Source organism: Pseudomonas soli (assembly GCF_900110655.1).
Classification (GTDB): domain Bacteria; phylum Pseudomonadota; class Gammaproteobacteria; order Pseudomonadales; family Pseudomonadaceae; genus Aquipseudomonas; species Aquipseudomonas soli.
The window spans coordinates 70,957-95,929 of sequence record NZ_FOEQ01000009.1 but is presented as its reverse complement, the minus strand read 5'-3'; the positions used below and the strand labels follow the sequence as shown (position 1 = coordinate 95,929).

33 protein-coding genes are annotated in these 24,973 nt (G+C 61.4%); 3 read left to right on the top strand and 30 right to left on the bottom strand.

The annotated features are described in order from the left end of the window. Positions 1-20: 20 nt before the first annotated feature. The 8 genes from BMY03_RS19105 to BMY03_RS26215 form a co-directional block, all read right to left on the bottom strand. Positions 21-878 carry a hypothetical protein gene (locus BMY03_RS19105; RefSeq protein WP_094011957.1) on the bottom strand — a complete coding sequence of 286 codons (858 nt, stop codon included), beginning with the start codon at positions 876-878 and terminating at the stop codon, positions 21-23. 301 nt (positions 879-1,179) lie between these two features. Further along, entirely contained in the window at positions 1,180-4,656 is a 3,477-nt protein-coding gene (locus BMY03_RS19095) for a TipJ family phage tail tip protein (protein WP_094011955.1), read from the bottom strand. A 249-nt stretch (positions 4,657-4,905) separates the two neighbouring features. Beyond that, entirely contained in the window at positions 4,906-5,490 is a 585-nt protein-coding gene (locus BMY03_RS19090) for a tail assembly protein (protein WP_094011954.1), read from the bottom strand. Further along, positions 5,487-6,242, bottom strand: coding sequence for a C40 family peptidase (locus BMY03_RS19085; RefSeq protein WP_094011953.1), 756 nt, complete (start codon positions 6,240-6,242; stop codon positions 5,487-5,489). The genes BMY03_RS19090 and BMY03_RS19085 overlap by 4 nt, the downstream gene beginning before the upstream one ends. Positions 6,243-6,244: 2 nt before the next feature. Then, positions 6,245-6,994, bottom strand: coding sequence for a phage minor tail protein L (locus tag BMY03_RS19080; RefSeq protein WP_094011952.1), 750 nt, complete (start codon positions 6,992-6,994; stop codon positions 6,245-6,247). A gap of 9 nt (positions 6,995-7,003) precedes the next feature. Beyond that, positions 7,004-7,342, bottom strand: coding sequence for a phage tail protein (locus BMY03_RS19075; RefSeq protein ID WP_046854978.1), 339 nt, complete (start codon positions 7,340-7,342; stop codon positions 7,004-7,006). Continuing rightward, positions 7,342-10,083, bottom strand: coding sequence for a phage tail tape measure protein (locus BMY03_RS19070; RefSeq protein WP_177182935.1), 2,742 nt, complete (start codon positions 10,081-10,083; stop codon positions 7,342-7,344). Before BMY03_RS19070 ends, BMY03_RS19075 begins: the two co-directional genes overlap by 1 nt. Positions 10,084-10,138: 55 nt before the next feature. Next, positions 10,139-10,453, bottom strand: coding sequence for a hypothetical protein (locus BMY03_RS26215; RefSeq protein WP_143067569.1), 315 nt, complete (start codon positions 10,451-10,453; stop codon positions 10,139-10,141). A 134-nt stretch (positions 10,454-10,587) separates the two neighbouring features. On the opposite strand from BMY03_RS26215, the gene BMY03_RS19065 reads away from it, so the two are divergent. Further along, the gene (locus BMY03_RS19065; protein ID WP_023628575.1) at positions 10,588-10,782 is read left to right on the top strand and encodes a hypothetical protein; all 195 of its coding nucleotides are present in this window, start codon (positions 10,588-10,590) and stop codon (positions 10,780-10,782) included. Between the two features lie 45 nt (positions 10,783-10,827). On the opposite strand, the gene BMY03_RS19060 is transcribed toward BMY03_RS19065, so the two are convergent. After that, positions 10,828-11,235 (bottom strand): GNAT family N-acetyltransferase, encoded by a 408-nt coding sequence (locus BMY03_RS19060; RefSeq protein ID WP_177182934.1) that lies wholly within the window; start codon positions 11,233-11,235, stop codon positions 10,828-10,830. A 195-nt stretch (positions 11,236-11,430) separates the two neighbouring features. Between BMY03_RS19060 and BMY03_RS26210 the strand changes: the two genes are divergently transcribed. Beyond that, positions 11,431-12,006: a hypothetical protein gene (locus tag BMY03_RS26210; RefSeq protein WP_143067568.1), complete on the top strand. Its 576-nt coding sequence runs from the start codon at positions 11,431-11,433 to the stop codon at positions 12,004-12,006. Between the two features lie 16 nt (positions 12,007-12,022). On the opposite strand, the gene BMY03_RS19050 is transcribed toward BMY03_RS26210, so the two are convergent. From BMY03_RS19050 to BMY03_RS18975, 16 genes are all read right to left on the bottom strand, one after another. Next, complete coding sequence (locus BMY03_RS19050) at positions 12,023-12,256, bottom strand: hypothetical protein (RefSeq protein ID WP_094011948.1); 234 nt, start codon at positions 12,254-12,256, stop codon at positions 12,023-12,025. A 37-nt stretch (positions 12,257-12,293) separates the two neighbouring features. Next, on the bottom strand, positions 12,294-12,539 hold the full coding sequence (locus tag BMY03_RS19045) for a DUF1799 domain-containing protein (protein ID WP_425311898.1): 246 nt from the start codon (positions 12,537-12,539) through the stop codon (positions 12,294-12,296). A gap of 68 nt (positions 12,540-12,607) precedes the next feature. Further along, positions 12,608-12,991, bottom strand: coding sequence for a phage tail assembly chaperone (locus tag BMY03_RS19040; RefSeq protein WP_094011946.1), 384 nt, complete (start codon positions 12,989-12,991; stop codon positions 12,608-12,610). 9 nt (positions 12,992-13,000) lie between these two features. Continuing rightward, positions 13,001-13,654 (bottom strand): phage tail protein, encoded by a 654-nt coding sequence (locus BMY03_RS19035; RefSeq protein WP_094011945.1) that lies wholly within the window; start codon positions 13,652-13,654, stop codon positions 13,001-13,003. 37 nt (positions 13,655-13,691) lie between these two features. Continuing rightward, the gene (locus BMY03_RS19030; protein ID WP_094011944.1) at positions 13,692-14,120 is read right to left on the bottom strand and encodes a phage tail terminator-like protein; all 429 of its coding nucleotides are present in this window, start codon (positions 14,118-14,120) and stop codon (positions 13,692-13,694) included. After that, entirely contained in the window at positions 14,117-14,794 is a 678-nt protein-coding gene (locus BMY03_RS19025; RefSeq protein ID WP_094011943.1) for a hypothetical protein, read from the bottom strand. Before BMY03_RS19025 ends, BMY03_RS19030 begins: the two co-directional genes overlap by 4 nt. A 2-nt stretch (positions 14,795-14,796) precedes the next feature. Beyond that, positions 14,797-15,183 carry a hypothetical protein gene (locus tag BMY03_RS19020; protein ID WP_094011942.1) on the bottom strand — a complete coding sequence of 129 codons (387 nt, stop codon included), beginning with the start codon at positions 15,181-15,183 and terminating at the stop codon, positions 14,797-14,799. Between the two features lies 1 nt (position 15,184). After that, positions 15,185-15,553: a hypothetical protein gene (locus BMY03_RS19015; RefSeq protein WP_094011941.1), complete on the bottom strand. Its 369-nt coding sequence runs from the start codon at positions 15,551-15,553 to the stop codon at positions 15,185-15,187. Beyond that, complete coding sequence (locus BMY03_RS19010; RefSeq protein WP_094011940.1) at positions 15,553-15,849, bottom strand: hypothetical protein; 297 nt, start codon at positions 15,847-15,849, stop codon at positions 15,553-15,555. The genes BMY03_RS19015 and BMY03_RS19010 overlap by 1 nt, the downstream gene beginning before the upstream one ends. A 42-nt stretch (positions 15,850-15,891) precedes the next feature. Next, positions 15,892-16,860 carry a major capsid protein gene (locus BMY03_RS19005; protein WP_027907120.1) on the bottom strand — a complete coding sequence of 323 codons (969 nt, stop codon included), beginning with the start codon at positions 16,858-16,860 and terminating at the stop codon, positions 15,892-15,894. Between the two features lie 9 nt (positions 16,861-16,869). Further along, complete coding sequence (locus tag BMY03_RS19000) at positions 16,870-17,616, bottom strand: DUF6651 domain-containing protein (protein WP_094011939.1); 747 nt, start codon at positions 17,614-17,616, stop codon at positions 16,870-16,872. A 344-nt stretch (positions 17,617-17,960) separates the two neighbouring features. Beyond that, the gene (locus tag BMY03_RS18995) at positions 17,961-19,037 is read right to left on the bottom strand and encodes a hypothetical protein (protein WP_094011938.1); all 1,077 of its coding nucleotides are present in this window, start codon (positions 19,035-19,037) and stop codon (positions 17,961-17,963) included. Next, positions 19,037-20,443, bottom strand: coding sequence for a DUF4055 domain-containing protein (locus BMY03_RS18990; RefSeq protein ID WP_177182933.1), 1,407 nt, complete (start codon positions 20,441-20,443; stop codon positions 19,037-19,039). Before BMY03_RS18990 ends, BMY03_RS18995 begins: the two co-directional genes overlap by 1 nt. 2 nt (positions 20,444-20,445) lie before the next feature. Then, on the bottom strand, positions 20,446-21,765 hold the full coding sequence (locus BMY03_RS18985) for a phage terminase large subunit family protein (protein ID WP_094011936.1): 1,320 nt from the start codon (positions 21,763-21,765) through the stop codon (positions 20,446-20,448). After that, the gene (locus BMY03_RS18980) at positions 21,740-22,216 is read right to left on the bottom strand and encodes a DUF2280 domain-containing protein (protein ID WP_094011935.1); all 477 of its coding nucleotides are present in this window, start codon (positions 22,214-22,216) and stop codon (positions 21,740-21,742) included. Before BMY03_RS18980 ends, BMY03_RS18985 begins: the two co-directional genes overlap by 26 nt. A 31-nt stretch (positions 22,217-22,247) precedes the next feature. Further along, positions 22,248-22,844 (bottom strand): putative metallopeptidase, encoded by a 597-nt coding sequence (locus tag BMY03_RS18975; protein ID WP_094011934.1) that lies wholly within the window; start codon positions 22,842-22,844, stop codon positions 22,248-22,250. Between the two features lie 83 nt (positions 22,845-22,927). Here BMY03_RS18975 and BMY03_RS18970 point away from each other — a divergent pair, with 83 nt between their 5' ends. Further along, entirely contained in the window at positions 22,928-23,413 is a 486-nt protein-coding gene (locus BMY03_RS18970) for a GNAT family N-acetyltransferase (RefSeq protein WP_094011933.1), read from the top strand. A gap of 3 nt (positions 23,414-23,416) precedes the next feature. On the opposite strand, the gene BMY03_RS18965 is transcribed toward BMY03_RS18970, so the two are convergent. The 5 genes from BMY03_RS18965 to BMY03_RS26205 all read right to left on the bottom strand — a co-directional run bounded on the left by BMY03_RS18965 (position 23,417) and on the right by BMY03_RS26205 (position 24,893). Continuing rightward, complete coding sequence (locus BMY03_RS18965; protein WP_094011932.1) at positions 23,417-23,608, bottom strand: hypothetical protein; 192 nt, start codon at positions 23,606-23,608, stop codon at positions 23,417-23,419. A gap of 47 nt (positions 23,609-23,655) precedes the next feature. After that, positions 23,656-23,958, bottom strand: a complete 303-nt coding sequence (locus BMY03_RS18960; RefSeq protein ID WP_094011931.1) for a phage holin family protein — start codon at positions 23,956-23,958, stop codon at positions 23,656-23,658. Then, the gene (locus BMY03_RS18955; RefSeq protein WP_046854952.1) at positions 23,955-24,344 is read right to left on the bottom strand and encodes a putative holin; all 390 of its coding nucleotides are present in this window, start codon (positions 24,342-24,344) and stop codon (positions 23,955-23,957) included. Before BMY03_RS18955 ends, BMY03_RS18960 begins: the two co-directional genes overlap by 4 nt. 10 nt (positions 24,345-24,354) lie before the next feature. After that, on the bottom strand, positions 24,355-24,618 hold the full coding sequence (locus BMY03_RS18950; RefSeq protein ID WP_094011930.1) for a hypothetical protein: 264 nt from the start codon (positions 24,616-24,618) through the stop codon (positions 24,355-24,357). A 62-nt stretch (positions 24,619-24,680) separates the two neighbouring features. Further along, positions 24,681-24,893, bottom strand: coding sequence for a hypothetical protein (locus BMY03_RS26205; RefSeq protein WP_143067566.1), 213 nt, complete (start codon positions 24,891-24,893; stop codon positions 24,681-24,683). Positions 24,894-24,973 lie beyond the last annotated feature (80 nt).

The following is a 24,973-nucleotide window of genomic DNA, read 5'->3' as shown; positions in this document are numbered from 1 at the left end:
TACCATGGCATATACAAGTCTCAGTTAAATGGAAATGGAAGGCCGGACGTTTTAATAACGAGGGCATGAGGAAATATCTCAGGGATCTGCCGCCAGTAGTTGTATGGAAAGCTACCAACGATGTCCCGAGTAGTTGCCGCTGCAACCGTAAACATGAACCTGACACCGCCGTTGTAACCACCACACCCCTCCTGACACCCGAACTCGAAACCGCCAGCACCGGAAAAGGACCCGTTACAACCTGCTGAGCGCGTGAACGTAATGGCTGCAGCCAGCTCTCCAGCCACTACCGGCACATCGACGTAAGACTTCATTTGAAAGTAAGTTGTCCCGCCGTTGGTTCCAATCATCGAGTTGTAACCGCCGTCATAGGCCTCGTATCGGTCGTCGTAGTTTGGACTGACTAACCTGCCAAGGCCTGGGGCCTGTACTGAGGCTATGATGTTAAGTGGCGGTTGCCCTGAGTTGAACGTCAGCTCCCAGGGGTTTTCCTTGTAGCACTTAAGCCCAGTTATCGGACCATCGTCAGTCATCAGGTCGAAGACGTAGGCTTTTGTGCTAGCCGAAGCTCCGACAAACAGTAGAGTTTTAATTCCAGAGTCAAGCATTTCCCCACACGGACTACCATCACCCACAAGAAACACAATAGGAGAGCGCCAACTTGACAGCGAGATTCCATAAATTGGCTCTTTGGGGGTTGGGTCGTTGGTCCAGTTTGCGCCATTATTTGGATCAAGCTGAGCAGACCTCAGATACTTCTGAGGCCAATTTTCTACAAACTGTAGATATCCGCTTTTTCGAAGCCCATAGCAAATCAAGTCAGTATCAAATAACAGCTGCTGATCCGATTCACGATACGCAACAAATTTACCGGCCATCAGTAATACCCATAGTAAATTCGACAGTTAGCCGAAAAGTACCCCCAGTTGTTGGTACTAAAGGAATACGTCCAGGTTATGGTGTTTTCTGAAATACTAACGCCTGGCCTTTTCCCCTTTTCCCTGTTCATGTCAACGAGCGGAACGATCATGTAGAAACGTTGCCGCCCGGCGGGTACAGGCGGCATCGTTGCACTTCCATTCGCGCTGTCAGTCACTACGCTTCCCTGCGTCTGACTGACGAGCACTGTCATGTCAGTTACGACCGATCCGTCTTCTGCGAATGCAAGAAAGCCTGTGCTCATATGCCGATACCCATCTTGGTAGCCGGGTTGCCGCTGGTGAAGTAGGTGTTGACCTGGCCATTGGTAATGAGGGTCGAGCCGCTGGCATCCTGCCCGCGAATCGCCACGGCACCTGTAACCATGTTCAGCTCGATCAGCGGTTGCCCCTGCGAGTTCACCGCCTGCGATCTGAGCGTCATGCCGAGGACAATCTGCTGGATGTAGGCCGTGTTGATGAGCGCCTGATTGATGAACACCTGACCGCCTTGAACAACGAACGGCGACGAGAGCGTGCCGTTGATGTTGTTCACCACGGCGAACCGGTCAGCCGACACCAGGAATTGGCTCTGCAGGCCCGCCGGGCCGTTCTCGATGCCGAGACCGATACCGGCGGCGACGTACTGCCCCTGGGCGTTCAGCTGCATCTTTACCGACCACATCGTGCTGGCCTTACCCTCGAGGTTGGCCTGGGCCTGGCTGACGGTCTGGACAGTTGCGTTGGTCTGGCCAATCTTGGCGTCGAGCGTTTCGGAGCTGCGCGCAAGCGCCTCGGTTTCGCTCGCTCGGACCATCTGCTCGCGAGCCAGACGAGCCTTGGAGCTCCAGCCCGCGAGCGCATCCGCAAGCTCTCCCTCCGCGCTGTCAGGGCGCCAGGCCGCTTGCAGCGCGCTCAGCTGGCTGGCTGATGCTTCGACCTTCCCGTCCACCTCCTCGATCTTGGCGGTATTGGTCTGCACTTGCTGGGCGAGGCCATTGGCCGACTCGATGGACTGACCAACGTCGATCCAGAACGAAGCGTTTGGCGGCGCATTGGCTCCGCTCGGGTCGGCTGGTACGTCATGGATAGCCTGATAGATCCGGCCATCGACCACCGTCATCTGGCCTTCCTCATAGGGCTCGCCCTTGTCGTAGGCCTTCAGGCCGTCCAGGGCGTTGATCTGGTCCTGTAGCCCGTCGATCTTGTTCTTCAACTGCTCGCCGAGCATGGACTCGTCAATCTCGCCGGAGATCATGTCGAGGATGGGGCCTGGGTCGGTCTGGGCGATGCCCTGCACCGCCGTTGGCGGAACCGGGAAGAACGGGCCTATGTTGCCGGTCCGGTCGACCAGGCGCGCCCAGAAGAAGAACGCAGCACCAGCGGCCAGGCCGGACATCACGTGCTCTGACTGTGGATAGGCCAGGTCCGCCAGCTTGGTGGCGCTGGTCAGGTCGTTGATCGGGTTGCTCCAGATCTCCGTTCGCTGTGTGTCCTCGGCCCCGGGCGGCAGTCCCCACTTCAGCCGGATGGCGAAAATCTCGCTGGTGGCCGTGAGGAACGTAACCGCCGGAGGCGTTCCCTCCTTCCCTTTCAGGTCGGTGAGCACCGAACTGCGCCAGGTGGAAGTGATGTCGAAGGCGCTGACCGCACGCACGCGGGCCAGGTACTGACCGGCGTAGATCCCGACCACATCCACCGACGCGGTGCCGGTGCGCTGCAGGCGGATCCAGTTGCCGCTGTCTTTGCGCCACTCAACGTCGTAGGCCACGGCCCCTTCCACGGCTGGCCAGGCGATGGTCATCGTGCTGACGGCCAGGCCCTGGGCAATCGCGTAGTCGGACGTCAGGGTCACGCTCGCCGGCGGCGGCACGGTAGTTACCGGGATGACGCTGATCGGCCGTTCCTCGAGCTTCGCGCCGGTATCGATAGCCGCGAACTTGCTCGGGTTGAACTCCAGGGCGGTGATCTCGTGCTCGCCATCGGTGGTCCGTGAGGTCTTCAGCACCCGGAACAACTGAATCGCCAGGTCGTCGGCGTCGATCGCCCACTGCAGTTCGGGCTCCGGCTGGACCGAGTAGGCCGTGGTCACGGTCACAGCGCGACCGGCCACCGACTGCACGGTGCGCCCCTGCGCGCTGCCGTTGGGCAGGTTTATGATCAGCCGGTCGCCGGCCTTGATCTGCGTGTCACGGTCTAGGGTCACGACCTTGCCGGCCGCCGCAGCGATGCGGCCACCGTTGGGCCGCCCCGAAAGCAACTCGTCCGCCACCGGGATGACGTGACCAGGCAGCGGAATGCGGCCCTCCATGCCAGTCTTGAACGTGACAGTCCGGTCCTGGTTGTTGCTCAGCAGCGCCCACTTCCCGCGGCGCTGGGCCTCGGAAGCGCGGGTGCAGCCGATGGCCGAGATCTCGATAGGACGGTCCTGGTACCGGCGCTGCAGCGCCAGGTCGGTGACCGGGATCACGTCGGTGTCGTAGTTGTTCCCCGGGTTGTCGTAGCTGACAAGTGCACGGCTGTAGTGCGTGCTGCGCTCGGCGCCGCCGTACGTGAACTCGCCGTCGATGACGTTCGCCCGGGTGAACACGTAGTCGAAGTCCTGCGCCCGAGGCATGTCGGCTTGCATGAACAGCGCGCCCTGCGCCCAGTACACCATGCCCCGGTAGATGGCCGACAGGTCGCGCAGCAGCGTCCAGGCCTCCGCCTTGGCCTGCAGATTCATGTCGCACAGGAACCGCGGCTCCTGGCCCCCTACCCCGTCCGGAACCAGCTGGTCGCAGTACTGGGCGATGCGGTACATCTCCCACTTGTCGACCATCCACGACTTAATGCGCTTGCCCAGGCCGAACCGGTCCTCTACGCACAGGCCATAGGTGACGAAAGCCGGGTTGTTGGTCCAGGCCTGCTTGAAGGTGCCGTCCCAGGTGCCGGTGTAGGTGCGGGCGATCGGGTCGTAGTTGGTCGGCACCGGCCAGCGGCGCGCCTTGCACTTCACAGTCACCGACGGGATGTTCTGGAACTGCTCGGCATCGAACTCGATGTAGAGCAGCGCGGTGTTGGGGTAGCGCAGCTTCTGGTCGATGATCTCGGTGTAGGCCGCGATGGTCATCGTGTCGGCAATGGCGCCGGTGTTGGCGTTCGGCGTGAGGCGCCGGGCGCGGATGACCCAACCCGAGGTGGCGGCCGGCAGGTCGACGCGCACCGACCGCTGATAGCCGTTGCTGGTCTTGCCGCTGACCGCGTTCCGGTGTGCCTCGACGAAGGCGCCGCCGTCGGTGGCGATGTCGATGGCGTACTCGATGGTGTAGCCGTTGGTGTCCCCGGTGTTCGGGTCCTGTTGGAGCAGGCGCGGCCATGAGAAGCGCAGGCGCACGGCCGACAGCTGAGTGTTGCTCAGCGCCCGGGTCCACGGCTGATCACTGCGCAGCTCCACGCCGACCGACGTTTCGCTTTCGATCGCTGGGATGCCCTGGATATAGTCCTGCTCCACGGTGCCGCGGCGCCACTCCCACTTCACGCCCGGGAAGTTCACGTTGCCGCTAACATCCATGATCGGGGTGTTGTCGAGGTAGATGTCTCGGTCGGTCGGCGTGCCGTCGAAGTCGCCCTCGCCCACGGCCAGCAGGATCTTGGCGATGTTCGTGGAGCGAAGGCTATCCGGGGCCTCGTAAGGCGCCTTGGGCTTCTTCTCGCCGCCCTTTGCGCCGGTGACGGCAGGTTGAAGTGCTGCGCCCATGCTTTCCTCCGGGCAAGAAAAAGCCGCCCGAAGGCGGCCTGTTGAGATCGACGAAAAAAACTATGAAAAAGTGACAAACAAGGCGATAGCGCAAACAGTTGTAGCTAAAATCCCAACAACGTAATCAGCGCCTTTGGGTGACATTTTTCCAGAAATGTTAATGACAACTGTGACTGCAAACTTGTGCATCTGAACCTACTCCAGTGATGAAAATCACGGAGCAAGGTTTTGGGGAGGCAAAACGGCGCACTACACTTTGTCCTCTGCATAGACCGAGGCAGAAATGATTGCTCCTCCCCAGCGGCGATCACCGATGCAGATCGGCACGGGGTTTCCGCTGGCAGTGGTGTTATTCGCGCTGCCGAAGGCGTAGGACGGCCTGTTCTCCGGCGCTGCGCTCTGCGACAGCCCCTTGGCTTGCGGGCTGAGCATCTGGATGACGCCACCAAGCGCCATGGCCGCACCGATCTGCATCGCCCATGCCTGGCCGGTGACAGCGCCGGCAACCACCATGACCACGCCGACAATGGTCTGCAGCAGGCCGCCGCGCTTGCTTCCGCCGATCACCGGCACAATCCGCAGCTCGCGGACACCGCAGCGTTCGAAGTCATCAAGGCCGACGTTCTGCCGGTTCCGGAACACCGCGAAGCGCAGGCCCATGCCGTCCAGCCTCCGAATCTCCTCTTCGAACCCTGGCAGCGTTGCCTTCAAGGCCTTGAACGCCTCCCAGGTGTCGCCGCTGTCGAGTTGCCGGCGGTGGGTGCGGCCGAACTTCTGGGCCAGCGAGCCGGACAGCTTGATGGTCGTCATTGGCTTGTAGGCGATTGCGCTCATCGGGCCTCCATGTGTCGCAGTATCAGGCGGGCCCGGTCATGCCAGGGGCCGCCGTAGATGATCACCTCTGATGGTCTGCCGTACAGGTGGTGCAGCAGGAACGGACCAGGTCCGTACAGGTCGGCTTGCTCGCCGGGCAGCCTGGGGTCGCTGCCCAGGTAGATGCCTGCGTGGTTCGGGTGCGCCGTCCGCCCGACGGCCATGACGATCATGTCGCCGCGCTCGGGCCGGTCTACCTGGTAGAACCCGGCAGCCTCGTAGGCCTGTTCGTAAAGGCTCGGGCCGGCGGCCTGCTCCCACCAGCCATCCTCGCGGGTGTAGGACGGGAACTCCAGCCCCCACTCACGCTGGTACCAGTCGGCGCAAACCTGCCAGCAGTCCCATGCGCCGTGCACGAACGGGCGCCCAAGCAGCGGCGTTTCGCCGGTTGGCGTGATGGTGCGGAGGTCGCCCTCCGGCCAGGACAGGATGTGCCAGGGCAGTCCCGTGGCCTCGCACATGGCCAGATCACGCGGCGAAGGCCTGCTGGTGGCGTCCGGGTGCGAGTGCACGATGCCGATCACCTGGCCCTTGTCTTCGGCTTCGGCGTACTGCTCCGGCGCGATGCGGAATTCCTCGGTGGGTTCGGTGGCCACGTTGGCGCAGGGGAGGTACACCTGCTTGCGGCCAACGGCCAGGATCAGCCCGCAACACTCGCGCGGGTACTCCGCCGCGGCGTGCTGCTGCACGGCGGCGAGGATATGTTTCAGCATGATCAGCTCCTGGCGATCAGGGAGACGGCTGGGAAGCCGCCGAAAGGCAGCTGGTTGCCCTGGCCAAAGCGCGCAACACACCCGGTATCCAGGCAGCCGTTGCACTGGTCCTTTGCGGGGTCGTCCGTGGGGTTGCCGTCGAAGTCGAAGTACGGCCCCATGTACTGGCAATTCCCGCCCCTATAACCGCCTGTCATGGCCCAATGGCACAACTGGGTCATCTGGCGGCCGATACTCTCGCCGCCGACGTCGCCCGGGCTGGCCAGCTCCCACGACACCGTCGCGCCGTTCTCCGACACCTTCTGGTCGATGTACCAGACCTCCGTGCTCTCCTGGGTAGGATCAGCCTCCGGGTTGCCGGCGGGGAAGTTCACCGGGTCCAAGTATCGCTTCAGGGTCTGACGGATCGTCAGCTTGAACTCGAGCAGGTTGTCGAAGGCCAGGCACAGCGCAGTGATCCGGCCATTGACGTTGCCGACAGAGATCGTCGGCCGCACTGCGGTACCGTCCGAGTTTGCCTCGAGACCCTCGATCTGCATCGGCCAGGCGTCGTACTCGTTGCCCTGCCACCAGATGGACTTGGCCGGCAGTTGGTCAGCATCTACGCCGGCCGCCGCCAGTTCTGCGGGCGAGTGAGGGATCGCGTGCCCGTGGAAACGCAAGATGTCGGCGCCCCAGTCCGAGCCGTCGAGCTCCAACAACAGCACCTCGCTGCCCGGCTGGAGCAACTGGATGTCTTTGATCAGTGACATGGTGATTCCTTACGGGTGGAAGGCCCGCTGGAAGGTGGCGGTGACCTTGAACTGTTCGCCGCCCATGGGGGTAGGCTTCGGGTCGACGCAGGTGAACAACCCCAGCTCGCCGAGCGGGGTGCTCCAGAGGAACGCCTTCGCGCCCGCGTGCCTGTCGAAAAAGGCCATGACCTCCAACACCCGGGACTTCCTGCCGGTGATGGTCACCGGGTAGCTGTCCTCCTTGTTGTTTGGGCCGTCGCCAACGACCTGTCGGTATCCACCGCCGAAGCGAGACTCCCGCACCCGGTACTGGATATCGGGGGTCTCGCCGCGCTCAGTAGCCCAGCGGAAGGTTTCAATGGCCATCAGGTTCTCCGCGTAGCGTTTCGGTGGCTGATCCCGCCTGGCCGCCAAGACTCTGCCACGGCCTTCTGGGCAGCGATTTCCATCTGCTTCTGCATGTTCTGCTGTAGCAGGCCCTGGTCCAGCTCCATCCCCTCGCCACTCCTATCGGGGACGCTGATATTCACGGGCGCATTGACTGAGATGGAGGTGGAGCCACCGGCGCCAGATCCGCCTACAGCGCGAACCCCCAGGTTTCCATCAGGCGCCCGGGTCAGCGGCATGATCGCCTCCGGTCCAGCCTCACCAAACACGCCTGCCCCCTTCGCGAATGCGAAGAACTGCGGCGAGCTGTGCACCTGGTTGCTGAAGTGGGACAGACTCGGCGATTCGTAGACCCCGCCCTTGGCGTTAGGCACAAAAGAGCCCTCGCTGAACCCTGTCATGGTTCCCTCGCCCACCGCCGAAGCGCCACCGCCGAAGAACCCGCCGATGGCCGACCCAAACAGGCTGCCGGCGATGCCGGTGATCGCCTGCCTGGTCGCAATCCTGGCCATGTCCGCCAGCACCGACTTGGTGAAGTCGGAGAACGACAGCTTGCCGGTTATGGCGAAGTTCGCCACCGCGTCCTCCATGCTGGAGAAAGCGTTGCTGAAAAGCGTGCGGGTCTGTCCGGCAACGTCCCGGGCCTGCTCCAGGTACGAAGCGAACGCCGACCGCGCGCCCAGCGACCAATCGGCCTGGGCAGCGTCGACGTCCTCGTAATATTTGGTCTGCATGGCCAGGCGATCATCCAGCGCCTTACGCAAGGCGTCGGACTCCTTCTCGTACAAGCCCTTACTGATACGCCCCTCGTTGTGCTGCTGCTCGAGGTTGTCCAGCTGCTGCTGGTACTGCTGCTCGATGCTCAGCCGCTCTTGCATGCGCTGCCGGGCGACATCCCCTAGGCCCATGCTGGCCAGATTGCTGTCGAGACCGAGCGATGCGCGCTGCAGCTGGCTGTTCAGGTTGCCCTGGAAGGCTGCAAGCTTCTGCGCCTCCTCCGTGGCCAACTTGCGCAGCTGCATCTCCTTCTCCAGCCCGGCATTCTTCTGGAGCTGGGCGGTAATCTGCTGCTGGTTTGCCAGCAGCGACTTCTGGTCGGCGGTCAGGACCTTCTTGTCCTTGATGTCGGCCAGCTGCTGCTCCCACTTCACCAGCGCCTGGCCAGCCTCGCCGAGCTTCTGCATCTCGCCGCGCTGGGCACCGATCAGGCCGTTCTGCTGCTGGAGGACCGAGTACTGCTGGCGGGCCTGGTCGAGGGCTTTGGTGGCGGCATCCTCGCGGTACGCAGGGGTTTTCTTGGTGGCAGGATCCTTGTACTGCTCTTCGATGTCGGCTCGAACGCGCGCAATGGTCTCTGGCTTGAGCCGTGCGTCATTGGGGTCAGTCTTGCGGATTTTCTCCAGTGCGCGGTCGTATTTTTGCAAAGCGTCGGCTCGCTTCTCCGCGTTGTTCCAGGCGGACTTTTCGAGAGTGTCGACCTCGTGCATGGCGATGATCGAGTCACGCTGGCGCTTCCGGTAGTTCTCTTGAGCCTGGTCGATCGCTTGCTGGGTCTTGAGCTGGTCCCCCAGCGCTGTGATTCTGCTCTGCAACAGCTCTCGCTCTGATTTCAGCTGCGCACTAGCGGCGACAATTTTGTTCTCTCCAGCTCTTTTTTCAAGATCGGCAAGGTCAGCCTGTGCCGCCGTCAGCTGATCAGCAATTCCTTGTGTTCTGCCGAAGTTCAGCGCGGCATCACCAGCACTTTTGGTCATACCCCAAACACCGCGCCACGCCTTTTCGATCCAGCCGAGGTTCTCAACGATCTCTTTTGACCTGGTATCGATAGTTTGCGCGTAGGTATCCGTCAGGAGCTTGGCCGCCCCCACGGTATCGCCCTGTTCCTTGAGGGCTGCGATTTGGGCATAGGTGCTCGCGGTGAGGAAATTGTACTGCTCGTTCAGCTCCTTGGCTGCCGCAACTGGGTCCTTCCCGATCTTTACAAACTCGGCAACCGTCTCCTCTACCGCGCGCCCCGTCGCATCTTTCATCTGCAAGGCAGCAGTCGCAACGGTGCCAATGCTGTCACCGGCGATTTTTCCGTTGTTTGCCAGTTGGGCGAGCACCTCAGCAGCCGCCCCAGTTGTGCCAACGGTAGTGCTGATCTGCCGGGCCAAATCGGACATCGCGCCGGCGTTTGTCCCAGCTGCGTTTCCTGTGAGGATGAGCGCTTTCCGAAAGTCTTGCGCTTCCTCCGACCCTTTGTAGTACGCCACACCCAGCCCAGCAACTGCCGCGCCGGCAATAGTGAACGGATTGACCAACCCCGCGACATATCCGCTAAGCGCCCTGGCAGCCGGCCCGATCCCACCGAACATGTCCTTGAGCTGACCACCTTGCTGAAGCATGACGGTTAACGGGTTCATCCCGCCTTGCAGCGAAACAATGATGTCCGTGAACTGCGCTGGCACGCCGCGCAACGCTGCGGTGTAGGCTTTGGTCGACATACCTGCAGCCTGGGCCTGGCGGGTGTATCGGTCTATTGCCTTTTCGGCAGACTGAGTGCTTGCCCCCAAGTCCTTGATCGACACGCCAGAGCTTTTGGCTTGCGCGCCAACGCTACCTGTAGCAGCTTCTGCGCGCTCGCCGGCTTTCGTCAGTTTATCCAGGTCATCGGCAGCTGCTGCTGCCTCGCCTGATTCAACCTTGATGCCGAGAACGGCGATATCACCCTGGCTCATGCTTTCTCCGGACAACAAAAAACCCGCCGAAGCGGGTTTGGTTTTCTTCCGAGGACTATCCCTCGTCTTTGACGTCGCATAGTGCGCGGTCCAGCGATGTTTCACCGCCTCCTTCGATGGCGACGGTTTGACCTCCGCCATCCTTCCAGATCACTGTGTACCGCTTAAATCCAACATAGCCGCCCATGGCATTTTTCGAGTTGACTTCGCCGCATACCCAGCCGTCCTTCTTGCTCCGCTCATTCCTGAACTGAGCAGAGGATGGGTCAGTAAGCTGTTCAGCAACGGCCTCACGCGCCCGATCGATATCGCCATCCCCGCATCCCGCCAAGACAATCCCGGCCAGGGCCACCAGTGCCAAACGCTTCATGCGCGCCCTCCTTGTTGATGAGGGAAATCTACCACAGCCCGGCCGCCGCCGGCGCTCACCGACAAGCGCCATCCGCCCCGCGCCCATTTGGTCTACCCTTACCCTCCCCAACCACTCACATGAAGGGTGCGAAGATGCCCGACGATGAGAAGCGGAGATTTGCCGAGGCGCTGGAGCACTGGGCGGAAGCAGTGGATGCGATCCGCGCCAGGGATCGGGCTGAGGCCATTGCCAAGATCGAAGAGCTACGAAGCATGCATCTGATGCGAGCTTTCCACACCAGCCCGCTATGGGAACACTATGCGTGGAAGCGCCGGGGCCAGGGGTGAGCCAGATGCAAAAAGCCCAGCGCGGGGCTGGGCTTTAGAGCGAAATCAGCAGAGAGCGTAAGTGAACTTCGTTTCATCGTAGTTGGGGTTGGCAGGGAACCCTGTGAATACCTTCTGCCAGAATGACTCGGCACCTGGTAGCACCTCAATGGCGACCTCTTGAATTTGTTTCTGCTTCAGCACCGCGATCAGCTGTTGCATGGCAGAAAATCCAACGCCTTGGCGGCGATACGGCTTGAAAATCACTAGTGGGAATATTTCAGCCGAGGCGCCTCTGAAGGTACAGAATCCAGCATATTGCTCTCCATGCAGGATTACGAATACGGTCTCGTCTAGAAGATCAGATCCGTTCCGAACCGCCTTGACGGCGTTTTCAGCGTCTCGGCAAAGCAGGGATTCTAGAACTTCGATTTCGTGATCTAACGCAGGACGAAGAACGGTCTCATTTACCATACATAGTGCTCCATGCAAAAAGGATGGCACATTAGCATCGCCATTAATTTTGACAAACTGTCCACCCATACACCCTGGACGGAAAGCCAGTACGCGGGCTGGGCCGGTGCGTAGTAGCGTTGTGCCTCCCAACGAACCGCCCCGGTCCGTTTCCGGAAAGCCCATGGACTGGGGTACGGATATCCAGGAGGAATTGTGTCAACAGTACTAAAACCAAGCATTGTCCGGAATGATAGCCAGGAAAGCTATCAAATATGGCCATTCCAACCAGCTGAGGTTTCTGCTGATGGAGACCGCAACAATGGCGGCCTCGACCTCGTCGAGAATCCTGATCTGATAGATCGAGTTCACGAGGCCACTGAACAGAATGGCCTGCGACAGCTTTTAGTCGCCATGAATGACCCCGGGAAAAGCTTCAAAACTCTTGGGTGCCTGGCAGGAGAGGCGGACGGACTCTACTACACCTATATTGAATTCACTCCCAGGGATCAATCTCTCGCCAGGAACGAGAAACTTATTGTAGGCATCCATCGCGCCTGGCAGGATTGGACTGATGAGAACTGTGCGCAGCATCCTGGGCTTGCCGATGCAATTCATCAAAACTTGAAATGGGAGTATCGGGAATTCTCGTACCGCGGAAGCGAGCCGCAATTTTTGATAACGATGTACCCCCGCGCTCGCAATGCTGATGACCATCGATCACTGATTTCATGGGCCCACAACTTCCTTTGCAGTGTTGATTTAGAGCAAGTCAGGGTCAACTATGCATGACCCATCTACTCATGGCCTAATTGTGCAAGAACTGGATACGTCCAGGTCCTGACGAAATCCTTGCTGTCAGGCCCGGCTTGCCGGTGTAGCTTCGACGGTAGCCGTGCTGGCCCTGACATTTGCCGCTGATCGTGACGCGGTCAATCTCCTGGTCGCCATCCATGATGGCGATCACCGCCTCGCCGCCGCTCACATCGCTTCCGCTCATCGTGAACAGATCCCAGATCGCCAGCATGTAACGCTGCTGCATATCCCTCTCCTGCGGCCTGGCCGCGTCAGTCGTTGCCCTACTCCGCCGCCTCAGCCATCACGGCCAGAGCTTCGTGCTCCATGATGCGGAGATCGGGGAAAATTTCGGTGAGTTCTCTGCGCGTGATTCCAAGCATCGATGCGACCGCGGGGATGGCTGTGTAATCCAACCCCGAAGGTCCGCCCTGCCCCAGGCGCCACTGTGTGCCCAATGCCTCGAAAACTCGAACGGACGGCCATGCATCTGGCCAAACCTCCACCTCTTCCTCGGGGATGTCGGTCAAGGTCAGGCCAATGGCCGCAAGCTGCTCGGCGGACGGGCCGCGTTCGTACAGTGCCCGCGCCGCCGCCCTCAGTTTCCCAGGCGTGCCGGGTTGTAGGCAGCCTGGTAGGCGTCGGTCACTGCTTTCGGCGCGCCAGTGCAGGTGCGCACGAGTTCGACAATCGCCTCCTGGCTGAATTCGTCCTCCAGATCCCAGCCGGTGATGATTTCGCCCAGCTGCTCGGCCTGCAGGGCGATTTCACCGGCGGTGACCTCCTCCCAGCTCGCGCCATCCGCCTGGGCCTCATCTGCCCAGGCGTCGCGGGCTTTGTTCCAGCGGTCGAACATACTTGCCAGCGCCACCCGGTCCATGTATAGGAACTGGAACTCAACCGGCACCGGCTCGCCGCCGATGCGCGGAACCTGCACAACCGCAGTGAACGTCGGGTTCTGCGCGATCTTGATCTTCGCCATGAGGGCTCCTTAGGCGCTGTAGCGGGTCGGACGGCCAGACAGCCCGACGCTGATGGTGCGGGTCATCAGCTGGTTGCGCTCCATGGTCGGCGTGCTGGTGATGCTGACGTACCCAGGCATCAGGATCTGACCGCCGCCCGGAAGCTTGAGGCGGATCACCGTCAGCTCCTTGGAATCGTCGTAGCCCTCCACCACTGGCACGTACAGCGCGGTCGGCTGGTCCTCGACCGTCACCGACACGCTGATCGGGTTACGGTTGGTGGGGAACTGCAGGTCGTCGTCGTTCTCGAGATAACCGACCGTGAGGAACTGCTGCTCGCCGCCGGAGACGGTGAAACCGGTCACCTTCGAGATCTGCGTCCAGCCCGACACCGGGACAACCGAGCCAACGCCGGCGCCAGCGGTGTAGCGGTCGGTGTTGGTGGTGTCCAGGCCTGCCAGCGAGAACGCGTCGGTAGTGACGTTGGCGGCCTTGGCGGTGCGGTCGTTGATGAGAGCCCAGCCGGAGCTGATCAGCAGAATATCGTCGGCATCGATGCTGTGACCCACCGCGCTCGCCACTGGCGGCTTGGCATTGGTCAGAGCAGTGAAAGGCACGGCGGTGCCCAGGGTGCTGGCGATCTCCAGCACAGAACCGTTGGGCAGCGGGATGCGTGCGGCCATGTGTGTTTCCTCTTGGTAGCCCGCCGGGCGGCGGTGGTTATGCCCCAGCGGGCGGTTGGTCCGCGATGCCGCGGTAGGTGAAGCTGGCCGGGACCGTGTAAGTCGCCGGTTCGGGGATGGTGGGGCCCTGCTCTACCGGCTCGACGACCAGGCCTTCGAAGCCGTTGCGGCTCAGCTCGCTGTCTACACGGAAGACACTACTGAGCTCGTCAATCACGGCCTCGGCAGTCGCCAGCACCTGTCCGGCCGGAGACACGATGCTGACCTGGTAAACGCCCGTGTATTCGTATGCCTCTCCGCCCAGATAGCGACAGGTGGTGCTGGCCGGGAGCAGGAACGCGCGCAGGTAGGTTTCTTCGGGACCTGGCTCGAAAGCGTGCTCGAAGTTCGCGACCCTTATGGGTCGGGCAGAAGCCCAGGCCATCAGCTTGATCTCTATGGCCTGACGGGCACGTGCATGGCTCATACCTTTCTGGCCTCGATGATCCTGTTCACAATGTTCTGGAAGTCAGCAATGGTGACCCTGACCATACCTGCTGGCGCCTGAGTGCTGTGGCCGTACTCCAGGGGAATGGCATACGGCAGGTTGTTGACGATGTAGGCGACCTCTCCCAGCGTTAGGTCGCCAGCTGCGGCAACGAGCTTGGTGATGGTGGCTCCGGCACTTTCGACCTCGTCAATCTCGCCTGAGGCCGGGGTGCCAGCGGTAAGCTGCCAGTTGCTGCGGAATCTACCGCCTACATAGCCATGGCCCACCCTGCGCACTCCTGCGCCGTAGCCGTAGTTTTCCAGTTGCTCGCGCTTCGTTAGCGGCTTGCGATACTTGATGCCACGCTTCAGATTTCCACTCTTGGTGAAGTTCGACGAGTCCGCAGCGATCACCGCATTGATGCTGACCGCCTTCGCGTTATAGGAAGCGACCTGGGCGCCGGCTTTGCCCTGCGATTCGATGTTCACCTTCCATAGATCAGGGTTCCCAACCGGCGACATCACAATCAGGTTGCGCCCGATAGCAATGACCACTTCACGAAATGTGAGCTCTACGGCCTCCGTGGCCGCCTCTGCGAATTGCTGCAGCTGGGCAGAGAAACTTCCATCCAGTCCGCCATAGCGGTCTTTCATATGCTGGCCGCGTGGCATTCTCACTTCCTCAACTGGATGGTCCAGGTGGCCTTGGCCGCGTCTTGCCCTACGTCCATGACTCGGTAGCCGCTGATGCGGTCACCGATGGCGGGGATGGCAGGGACTTCCGTGACCGCGTCGCCATCCTTCACGAACAGCTCGTTCTGCAGCGCCTTGAGGCGTACGTCTGACGCCAGGATGCGCGTACCGTCGATCTCCCGGACCTTGTACTGGCCGAAGACACCGCGACCGGCGTAGTGAAGCGTTGTCGCCGGCGTACTGCCGCCCTTCTCAGGGTCGTAGGTGCCAGGCACAGACCGGCTGCCATCGACCGCCGCCACTGCGTCGGCTAGATCCGTATCGAAGGCCTGGGCCAGCTCGGCCTGTAACTCGCGTCGAAGCCCCATGTCACCCCCTGACGATCTTGACCTGGCCGGTGCCCAGATACCGCGCCAGCAGGGCCAAGGCGAAGGACTCACCCGCGCTGATGGTCTTGGACGTTACAGAGTAGGTCTTGGAGCTCGACACACCGTCAGCATCCACGGACTTGCTCATCACGCCGGTCTCCTTGCTGCCGTAGATGTTCCCTGCCGCAGCCTCTCGTGCAATCTCGGCGCCAGCCTGGATAACGTCGTCCGGTACCGGGTCGAACCCAGGCAGGCCGAGATTGGTGAGCCAGGTGTTGGCCATCAGCACCGCCCGGGACTTCTGGTCGTCGGGCGCCCAGGTCGGCCCAAGCAGGGCGTCTACCTGCTCGACGGTGATGTAGATGGTCATTACGCGGCCTCGCCCAGCAGCTTCTTGAGGTCTTCCAGGCTGGCGTCAGGGCTGAATTGCACGCCCTTTTCGTTCAGGGCGGCCTGCAGCTTTGCCTTCAGCTCGGCTTCTTCGGCAGCCTTCTTGTCGGCAGCCGACTTGCCAGCCTTCGAGCCTTTGGCTTCCTTCAGCGGTTCCGGGTGCTCGTAGCCATCGGGCGCGAAACGCGCATCGATGATCTTGTAGCCCTTCTGCCGCAGCTCGGCCTTGCGCTCTGGGGTCACCGGGTGCTTTTCGTAAACCACTTTCTCGCTCATAGCGTTCTCCTGCGGAAAGCGCCCCGGAGGGCGCGGTACCGATTACTTGGTGGCGTCGCCGATGGTCAGCACGCCGGCCGAGGCCTTGATGCTGTTCGCAACCAGGTCCCAGTTGGTGCCGGTGGACAGCTCGGCGTTGGTCGGCGACTTGCCGCCGTTGGCGGTGTCCCAGGTGTAGCCCTTGAGGCCAAGGCCAAAGGTGTAGTCGGCCTGCATGGTGGTCTCGATACGCTCCTTGCCGTTGGAGGTCTCGATGTTGGTGATCAGGTCGGAACCATCCATCACCACCGCGGCGCCGTCAGCCAGGCTGAGCACCTTCTGCTTGTTCGGGGTGCCGGCCTCGTACAGCGCCGGGGCGTCGGTAATGATCACGGCCTTGCCGAGGATGTCGACCACCTGCACGCCGGAGAACTGGAACAGACGCTCGGCGTTGGCGAGGTTCTGGCCGACCAGCTTGTGATACATGGCGCCGGTCATGACCTGGGCCACCAGGCGCTGGGAGGCATCACCGAACAGGGCGTGAGCGTTGTTGATCGCGACGTAGGTCACGCCAGCAGTGGCCGAAACGTCGTTGGTGGCGCTCGGCTGGTTGCCGATGGCGCCAGCCAGGGCCGAGATGGCGGTGTTCAGCTGATCCGCCATGATGGCTTCAGACAGGTTGCGGCTGATCACCTCCAGCGCTTCTTCCGGGTTCTTCTGGATCCAGGAGAGTTGAGAAGGCTCCCACAGGATCGGGCCGAAGCCGCCGGCGATCTTCACCGAGTCGTACTGCTTCTGGGCCAGAGGGGTAGATGCCTGGGCACCGTTGGCTGCGTAACGATCCACGCGACGCTGGGCGCCGTGCAGGCCAGCCCAGAACGATTCCTGAAGGAAGTCGCCGTCGATGCCCTGGGTGGTCAGGCGGATGGCTCCGGCCGAGGATGCGTTGAACTTCTCGACGTCCTGAGCCAGGGTCTCAATGGTGGTGCGCTTGAGGTATTCGTTGAACACCTTCATGTTCGAAAGGGCCATTGGGCCTCCTTATTCGCTTGCGGTCAGGCCCTTGATCGCTTCCAGGCGCTCAGCCTTGGAGCCACCGAAGTTGCCCTTCGTGGGTTTTTGCTGACCACCGCCATTCGGTGCGCCGCCGCCGTTGGCGCCGGAACTCTTCAGGATGTGATCACGGTGGGGGTACTGCGAGACGAGGGTTTCGAGCGCTTCGTTGAAGTCGGCCAGCTCACCCGGGCGGGAGCGACTGAAGACCTTCTGGCCCTGGGCGTCGTAGGCGACGACCTTGCCTTCCTCGATCTTGAAGTTGCTGCCGAAGGCGGCCTGGACCATGTCAGCGGGAACAGCCATCTTCTCGGCGATGAACTGGGAGCGCGCGAAGCTGCCGCCGATCTTCTCGGCATACAGCTGCTGCTCGAAGGTCTGCGCCTTGCCGTTGGCTTCATCCAGCTGAGTTTGGAAGGCCTTGCTGATTTCGCCCTTCACCTTCTCGATCTCGCCGGCATCCACCAGCTTCTTGGCGTCGAGGTTGGCGACGATCTCCAGGGCTTTCTTGGCTGCCGCAGCATCTTCGATGCCTTCGAACGCCTTAGCAGTTTTCTCGAAGCTGTCCGCGCGCTCGCGGTGCGACTTCGCCTCGGCATTCAGCCGGGTGATGGTGTTGCGGGTGCCCACGGCATCGAAGGCGACCTCTTTGCCATCGTCCTCGACGTAGACCGGCTTGCCATCCTCGATCACGGCGTACTGCTTGCCATCCACTTCAACAGTCTTGAGTTTCATTTCGTCTCTCTGGGCCATCCGGCCAGTTGATGAGCCATCCGGCCCCAATTACGCCCCGTCCATCCGAACTGCAGGCATAAAAAAGCCCCGGCAAATGCCAGGGCTCGTGATCGCTTAAAGCGCGTTACTCGTCCACTTCCGGTCTGTCACAATCCGTGCAGAGCCATATCCCATTACGATTTACAGTGGCTGTTGCACCGTGATCGTTTTCACATTGGGGATCATCGTCATGCTCCTCATGCTCCTCATGCTCAATTTCGTTTTGGTCGACCATGGGTATCCTCCTGATAGTGGAAGACGAAGCTTATACACGCCTTTCCTCGCTGAACAGCCGGCGGCCTTCTTCAATCTAGTCTTGATCGCAATTCTTCAAGCCCAAGCAGGCGGCCCTTGTCGTTGTAGAACGCACTGAGCTTCAGCCCACCCTCACGCATCAGTCGGCCACGCTCTGGCCCGAGGATCTCGTCCTGGCGCGTTGCAGACTGCTTGCTGAGCCATTCGGCGTAGGTGGTTGACTCGGGCACCTGGCCATCCATGCTCGCCCGCGTTGCGCCGTCGCTGAAGCCCAGGGCCTTGGCGCTCTTGAGCACCGGAACCTTGGAGGAACGGCAGCAGAAGTGGATGCGACCAGGCCCGGCCAGCCACGGGATCGTGTGGCCGATGGGCTTGTATGTGCCCAGGGTGTAGGGCAGCCGGTCGCGGATCCGGCAGTCGCTCGATGTGTGGTTGTCCAGCGTACTGAGCCACTCAACGTGGCTGATGATGTCGCTGTTCGCCTCGTACGCTGCGTCACTGGCTGTTTCGGCCGTATGGGATACCGCAGACCGCACCACCGCCTCAACGTCGCGCCTGGACTTCTGAAGGGCCCCGTCGGCGTATTGCTGAACCCGACTGCCCATGATCGTACGGACGATCTCCGCAGTGGTGCGCCCCTCGACCATTCCCGAGCGCACGGCATCACGCACTTCGGCAGCGCGGCTGGACTCGATGCCAGCCATCCACTCCCTCAGCAGGCGCCCCTGGAATGGTCGGGCCTGGGCGATCGTCTTCACTGCGCTGAACGCCGGGGAGGCGACCGGGTATGCCTCCTGCACCAAGGCCGGGAGAACGGCCCGCAACGCGCTCTGCTGGAACGCGAGCTCATAGCTGATCAGCCCGTCGGTCACCTGGTCCATGGCCAGGCGGATCTCAATGAAGGTCTGCTGGTTGATCCGCAGCACCGCCAACAGCGCGATATCGACAGCCGCTGCCGACAAGTCGGTGCCAAGGTTGTCGATAGCCTCAATCAGCGCGGCGCGCAGGTCGGCGTCCTTGCTGTTGAGGATCTTGATGATCGTCACAACCTGGCTGTTGCTCAGCCTAGACAGGTCGACCTCATGCCCGATCAGCTCGTCCAGCAGCTTCTCATTGGCGGTCTTCATCACAGCGTACCGAGAGCCGGGCCCTGGGCCTCAATCTTCGCCAGTTCCTCTTCCCAGTCGTATTCGTCGCTGATCACACCGCGCCGCTGCATCTCGGTGAACAGCGTCTCCTTGCTGATCATCCCGGCATTGGCCATGGATACCAGCGTCGGCAGCGATACCTCAGGCATGTAGTCGACGTCGAAGTTGCCGCGCATCTCGACCGTGCCGCCCTCGCCCAGGCCACGGTAGTCGGCCATGAACTGGAGCAGCTGCGCCAGGCAGTCGGCGAAGTGGTGCGCCATGCGCGCCAGCGGGGACAGCTCCTGCGCCGCCTCCTCTTCCGCCTGGGTGGCAGTCTTGTTTGCCGTTTTGTCCGGCGTCAGCAGCTTGGCCCCAGCCATGCGCATCTCACCGATCAGGTCTTGCAACGCAGTTCTACCAGACTCAACGGCCTGGCCGGTGTGCTCGACGTACTTGAGGTCGCCACCCTTGGGCAGGTCGGTCAGCTGGCCGGTGCCAACCTTGAACTCTGGCGGGACGATCTTCCCTTGGTTGTCGTATTGGGTCTGGATGCCGATGCGCACCAGGATCGGAACGCGAATGACATGCAGGATGTTGTCCTGGTCGCTCTGGCTCTGCCAGTGCTTCACGTTCAGGTGCGCCAGCTCGATCAGCGGCGGCTTGGCCGTCATGAAGCCGGTGCGGCCGGTGTAGAAGGTAACCCAAGGGATCGCGGTCAGGCTGTTGGTGCCCTCTTCGTGCAGCTCCCAGGTACCGCCAGCTGCGGCCTGCTTGCCCCGCACGGCCTTGGCCGACCTGCGGTAGGTTCGCCAGGAGCCCGGTTCCAGCACGCGAATCTGCTCGACGCACTTGGCGCCGAACTCGCCGTCCTCCTCCTCGACCACCTCGATGTAGCGGACCATGGTCAGCACACCGCCCTTAGAGCGCCAGCCCAACACCTGTTCAGGCCTCACCAGCACAACATAGGGACGCACACCGGCGGCCTGTTCGTCGGCCTGGGTCTTCAGTTCGCCTGCGGGCGGGTGATCGACGAAGGCGTGGCACAGACCGTGGCTCAGCCCCTCGGTGAAGAAACCGACCGCCCAGGAGTTGAGGTCGTTGCCGGCGTGATCGATGTCCTTGGCCATCTCAACAATGGTCTCTGGCACATCGTCACCCACCTGAAGCGGCTCGGCGAACACCCGCGAGGTCATGTTGCCAACCGTCTCAGAATAAGCCGGCAGCAGCGTCGAGAGGCGCAGACGCTCCCGGTAGGATTCGTCGTCTTCGGCGGGATACTGCGGCAGCAGGACCTTCCCCGCCGCTCGCATCGCCATGGTTCCGCCCATGAGCGGCGAGATCACGGCCCAGTAGGCGCGCATCGCGTCGACAGCGGGCAGCGTGATGCTCGGGTTATCGCTCATGGTCACATTCTCAGGGATTGGCTTGTGGCCGTTGCCACGTTGATCGGGTATCGCTTTGCGATGAAGTAGCCGGCGGCGTCGTTCATGTGGTCATGACCCTTCTTCGGGTCCTTGTCGGGTTCGCCATGCTTGTCATAGGTCTGCCGCTCAAGGCACAGGGTTAGTTGCGGGCACTGGTCGATGTTGACCTTCAGCCGGCGCTCGCCGTAGGCGTTCATGAGCATGGCGTTGACCGAGTTCACCCGATCTTTTACGCCTGGGTTCTGGCTGTCCACGATCACCGTGAAGCCAGCTTTGCGAAGCAGGGACAGGTCGGACTCGCTGGCATTCTTGCTGCTGGTGTTCTGGCCGCTGGCATCGGGGTAGACCGCGATGCCGTGACCAGGGAAGCGCGCCTGGATCTTCTCGATCATCTCCGGCGTGTCGCGCACTGAGTGGAACTCATCCAGGGCCAGCGGCAGGCCATCGCGGACGACATAGACCACCGCGGCCATTTTCATGACGTTGAAGTCCATGCCGATGTGCAGGACCTCGCCCGGTTTGATTCGCTCGCTGGTGCGGCTCTCGCTGCGGCTGAAGGTGTAGTAGACGACGCCGGCATAGTTCTCGAAGCTGGCCTCGTACTCCTGGCGGAACGTCCGCGGGTCCATCTTGCGGCGCGCCGCGTCCAGCTCCTCGGCCGGGACGTTGCCGCCCTGCAACGAGGTGTATAGCCAGCTCTTGTGGTCCGGCTCGCCATCGGCCTGGCCGTCGCGGTAGGTGTCGAAACAGTGGTTGAAGCCCTTAGGGGTGCCGATGCGTAGCGCGTGACCACCCTTGAGCATTCCAACACCGGGTATGACGTACTCACACGTCGACAGCATTGGTCGCAGCACTTCCTCCCAGGCCGCCCACTTGCAATCCGCCCATTCATCCACCAGGACGAAGAACAAGCCGGAGCCGCGCAGATCGTCGTAATTCTCCAGGCCCACGCAGCGAATCAGGTGACCGCTCTTGAGTGTGATCAGCATGTCCGACTCGTTCGGCTTGCATTCCCGCCACTCTCGCGGGATGGCCTGCTTCAGTCGGCGCCAGAACACTCGGCGGGCCTGCTTCTGCGTCGGAGCCGCGTACCAGATCTCATCCTCGACGCTCACGCCCCACTCCGCAGCGAGCCGGGCAGCGCGGCGCATCTCAGCCTTGCCGAGGAAGGTCTTGCCGAATCGCCGGCCACACACCGCATCTCGGAAGCGCGCATTGCGCTGGAAGCCCCAGACGTAGATGTTCGCCTGTTTGGGCGTCAGCTTGACCGGCGCCTCATAGGTACGGGGTAGCGGGGACATTCTCGTCTGGCTCCAGCTTGTACTCAGCAACGGCGTGCTGCTGGTCCGCCTGGGAGCCCAGGGGCTTGTCGGGTTCGAGCTTGCGGTTGACGTACATGTCGCCGCACTCCTTGGCTGCCTGCTCGTACAACTGAGCTGTCAGCGCCAGATTGCGCATGTTCTCGGCCTTCTCAGCCATCCGCCCAAGACCGCGCAGACGGAACGCCCGGTTGGCGATTGGGATGTCTGCGGTCTCCTCACGAAAGCGCTTGCGGCACTCATGGAACAGGTCAGCCCACTTTTGGGCCAGGCCTCTGCCTGCATATTTGGTGGGGTCATGCGACTCGCACTGCTGGCGACTCACCTCGACCCCGAACTCCTTCTTGACAGCCTCCACCACCTGGCTGGGTGAATCGAAGCAGGCCAGAGCCTGAACAATGAAGGCTTTGACCTCGCTTCGTAGTGCTGCCATGGGTTTGTCATCCGTCAAAACCTGTCAAAAATCAGGCCGACTTGAGTAGGCAGGTTCCGCAGGCCCTCGAAATGTTGATCTTGGCCACCTCTGGCGGCCGGCTTGCAGCATCGATCAGCTGCTGAACTTCTTCACTGGCACCGTAGCGCCTCACCACACCGACGAACTCTTCGACGTCATGGCCGCGCAGGAAGAGCTTGGGCAGCCCGTCCTGAGTGAACTTGGGTGCTCCGTACTCATCGGTCGCCTGCGCAATGTGATAAAGCTCATGCTCAATCAAGGCGCAGAACTCAGCGTCGGTGCACTGTGCGCAGTAGTCGGCGGCCAGGGTGATGAGGTAGTCCGGCTCCTCGCCGAACCACTCCCGCATCTGCTGCTCTTGACGGGCTTTCTGCCATCCGCCAGCGCGGAACATCAGCTGCTCCGCCTGGCCAAGCACCACGCGCCCCTGCTTGGCGAACCCAGTCGATGCCCACAGCACACCAATGTTGGCGTCAATCAGGTGGGCGTGGTCTGGGTTATGGATGCTGCCGGTCTCGGCCAGGATCTCGCGCTGTACCCAATCCCACACTCCGGTGGCAGGGCAGAGTGTGAGCCACAGAGATTGGAGCAAGTCAGCTGGAGGCATCGGCCTACTCATCGGTCACCTACAGCTTGAAATGGTGGCGCGTTGACTGTATTGGTGAGATCAACTATCCCGCAAGGCAAATCATGCGAATACATTTCAGACGCCTCAGCGACGTCTCCATCGGGGACATCATCGCGCTCAACAACAACCCTGATGTCTTACGTCAAATGCCCTTGGGGCGTCCAGACTTTGACGAAAGCAAGTGCAAGGCATGGGTCGCTCAAAAAGAGGCCCAATGGGACCTTAATGGATACGGTCCCTGGGCATTTTTCGTGGAAGATAAATTCGCCGGCTGGGGTGGCCTGCAACATGAAAACGGTGACGCTGATCTTGCTTTAGTGCTTCACCCAGATTACTGGGGGCTTGGAAGAATGATATTCGATGAGATAGTGCGGCGCGCTTTCCAAGAGCTGGGCTTGGAGTCAATTACCATATTGCTCCCACCTACCAGAACTCGAATCAAAGGTGTGCTTCGCCTAGGGTTTCGCCCTGACGGAGAAGTTGAAATCGACGGCACCTACTTCACACGCTATCGACTCCAGGCAAGCGCTAGCGCAAAAATCTCGTAATCTTCACCTAGCGACCATTCTATGTGTCTCACCGTGCGCGTGCCCATGCAGCAGGCCAACCAGTAGCCCCTGCGGAAGACCGGCTTCCTTGGCGGCATCAATCGCTTTAACCAGGGCTGCATCGAACTCAGCCACCGCATTGACGATATCCAGGCTTACTGGCAGCTCATGGCGAATCCGCGTGACGTTGCTCATGCCTACTCCCGCGCCACGAAACGGCGCGCCTCTGTTTTGTGGCGCGCTTACCGGCGCCGCGATTGATCGAACAACCTGGCCACGTTGCCCTTCGAGCGCAGCGCCAGGATGAACATGATCCCGAAGATCAGCGTGCTGGGCACCGAGGTGGCCGGCCACTGACCGTACAGCAGGATCGCGCCGACGATGCTCAGCCACTCCTGGCCGAACAGGGAGGCCAGGCAGAAGGCGCACAGGCTGGGCAAGAACTTGTAGCTGGACCCGCCCCGCCGGTACATGAACGCGATGACGAAGCAGATACCGCCGCAGAACCCGGCATGGGCCAGGGTGATGGTTTGGTCTAGGGTCATTGGCCCCCTCGCTTGGGGAACAGGCTGCCAATCGCTGCTGGCAGCTCGGTTACCCACTTCGGCAGTTTGCCGGTGTTGAACGACTCCAGAACGCTGATGCTCACCAGGACCGTGGCCAGCCCGCAGGCGAAGGCGGCGATGCCGCTGGTCTTCGTCCAGGCCTGGGCCAGGATCTCGGCAGAGCCGTAGTACCCGCCGATCCATCCGACGAGCAAGTACCCGAGGCGTTGCCACAGGTTGATGTCCTTCGCCCAGAGGATGAAGAGCAGTGCGCCACCAAAGGCGCAGACAACAGCGTTGAGGTCGATCGTGGGGAGGCAGCTTGCGAGGGCAATGCCGCCCAACCCTACAACCGTGCAAGCTGCTGGGGTAGCGGCATCGGCCATGTTCAGTCCCTTAGTGTTTGTAGCGGAATGGCGCCGGGCCGCGGATGTCGAGGCCGGTGGCGAGCACCCATAGCGCGAAAAGGAGGATGCCAGCGCTCAGTGCGGCAGCCAGGAATGTAGCCCGCCGCTCTTGGGCCGAGCCGTCGGGCCTTTTGAGGCCCTGAATGATGAATACGCAGCCAAGGAAGACATTGGCGCTGATGTCGCGGTGAAGGGCGTAGCTGGCCAGGGCCAAGGCGAATGCCAGGAGGCTCCATGCAGTTGATGGCTTCATACGCTCCCCTGCGGGCAATAAAAAGCCCGGCACAATGGCCGGGCTTACCGAGGCCGGAGGCCTCAAATGGAGCGGGGAACTGCACCAGCAGCGATGCAGCTACACCAGATGGCGGATACCACGATTGCAACAGGCTTGAAAAACAGCGTGGTGAAGCTTGGGATCTCGGTCATCTTACTACCCTCATCCGCGAGCGAAATAACTGTCGCGGTCAGCATTTCTGGTGTTGTATAAAGCACGGTCACGAAGACCGCCAAAACAAACAGCAATGCCATCTGGGTAGCTGTGAGAGCTGCCGGAATCGAACCGTTCGCCCCCCGAAGCCATTCGTCACTCCTCAACACGCGCAGGAATG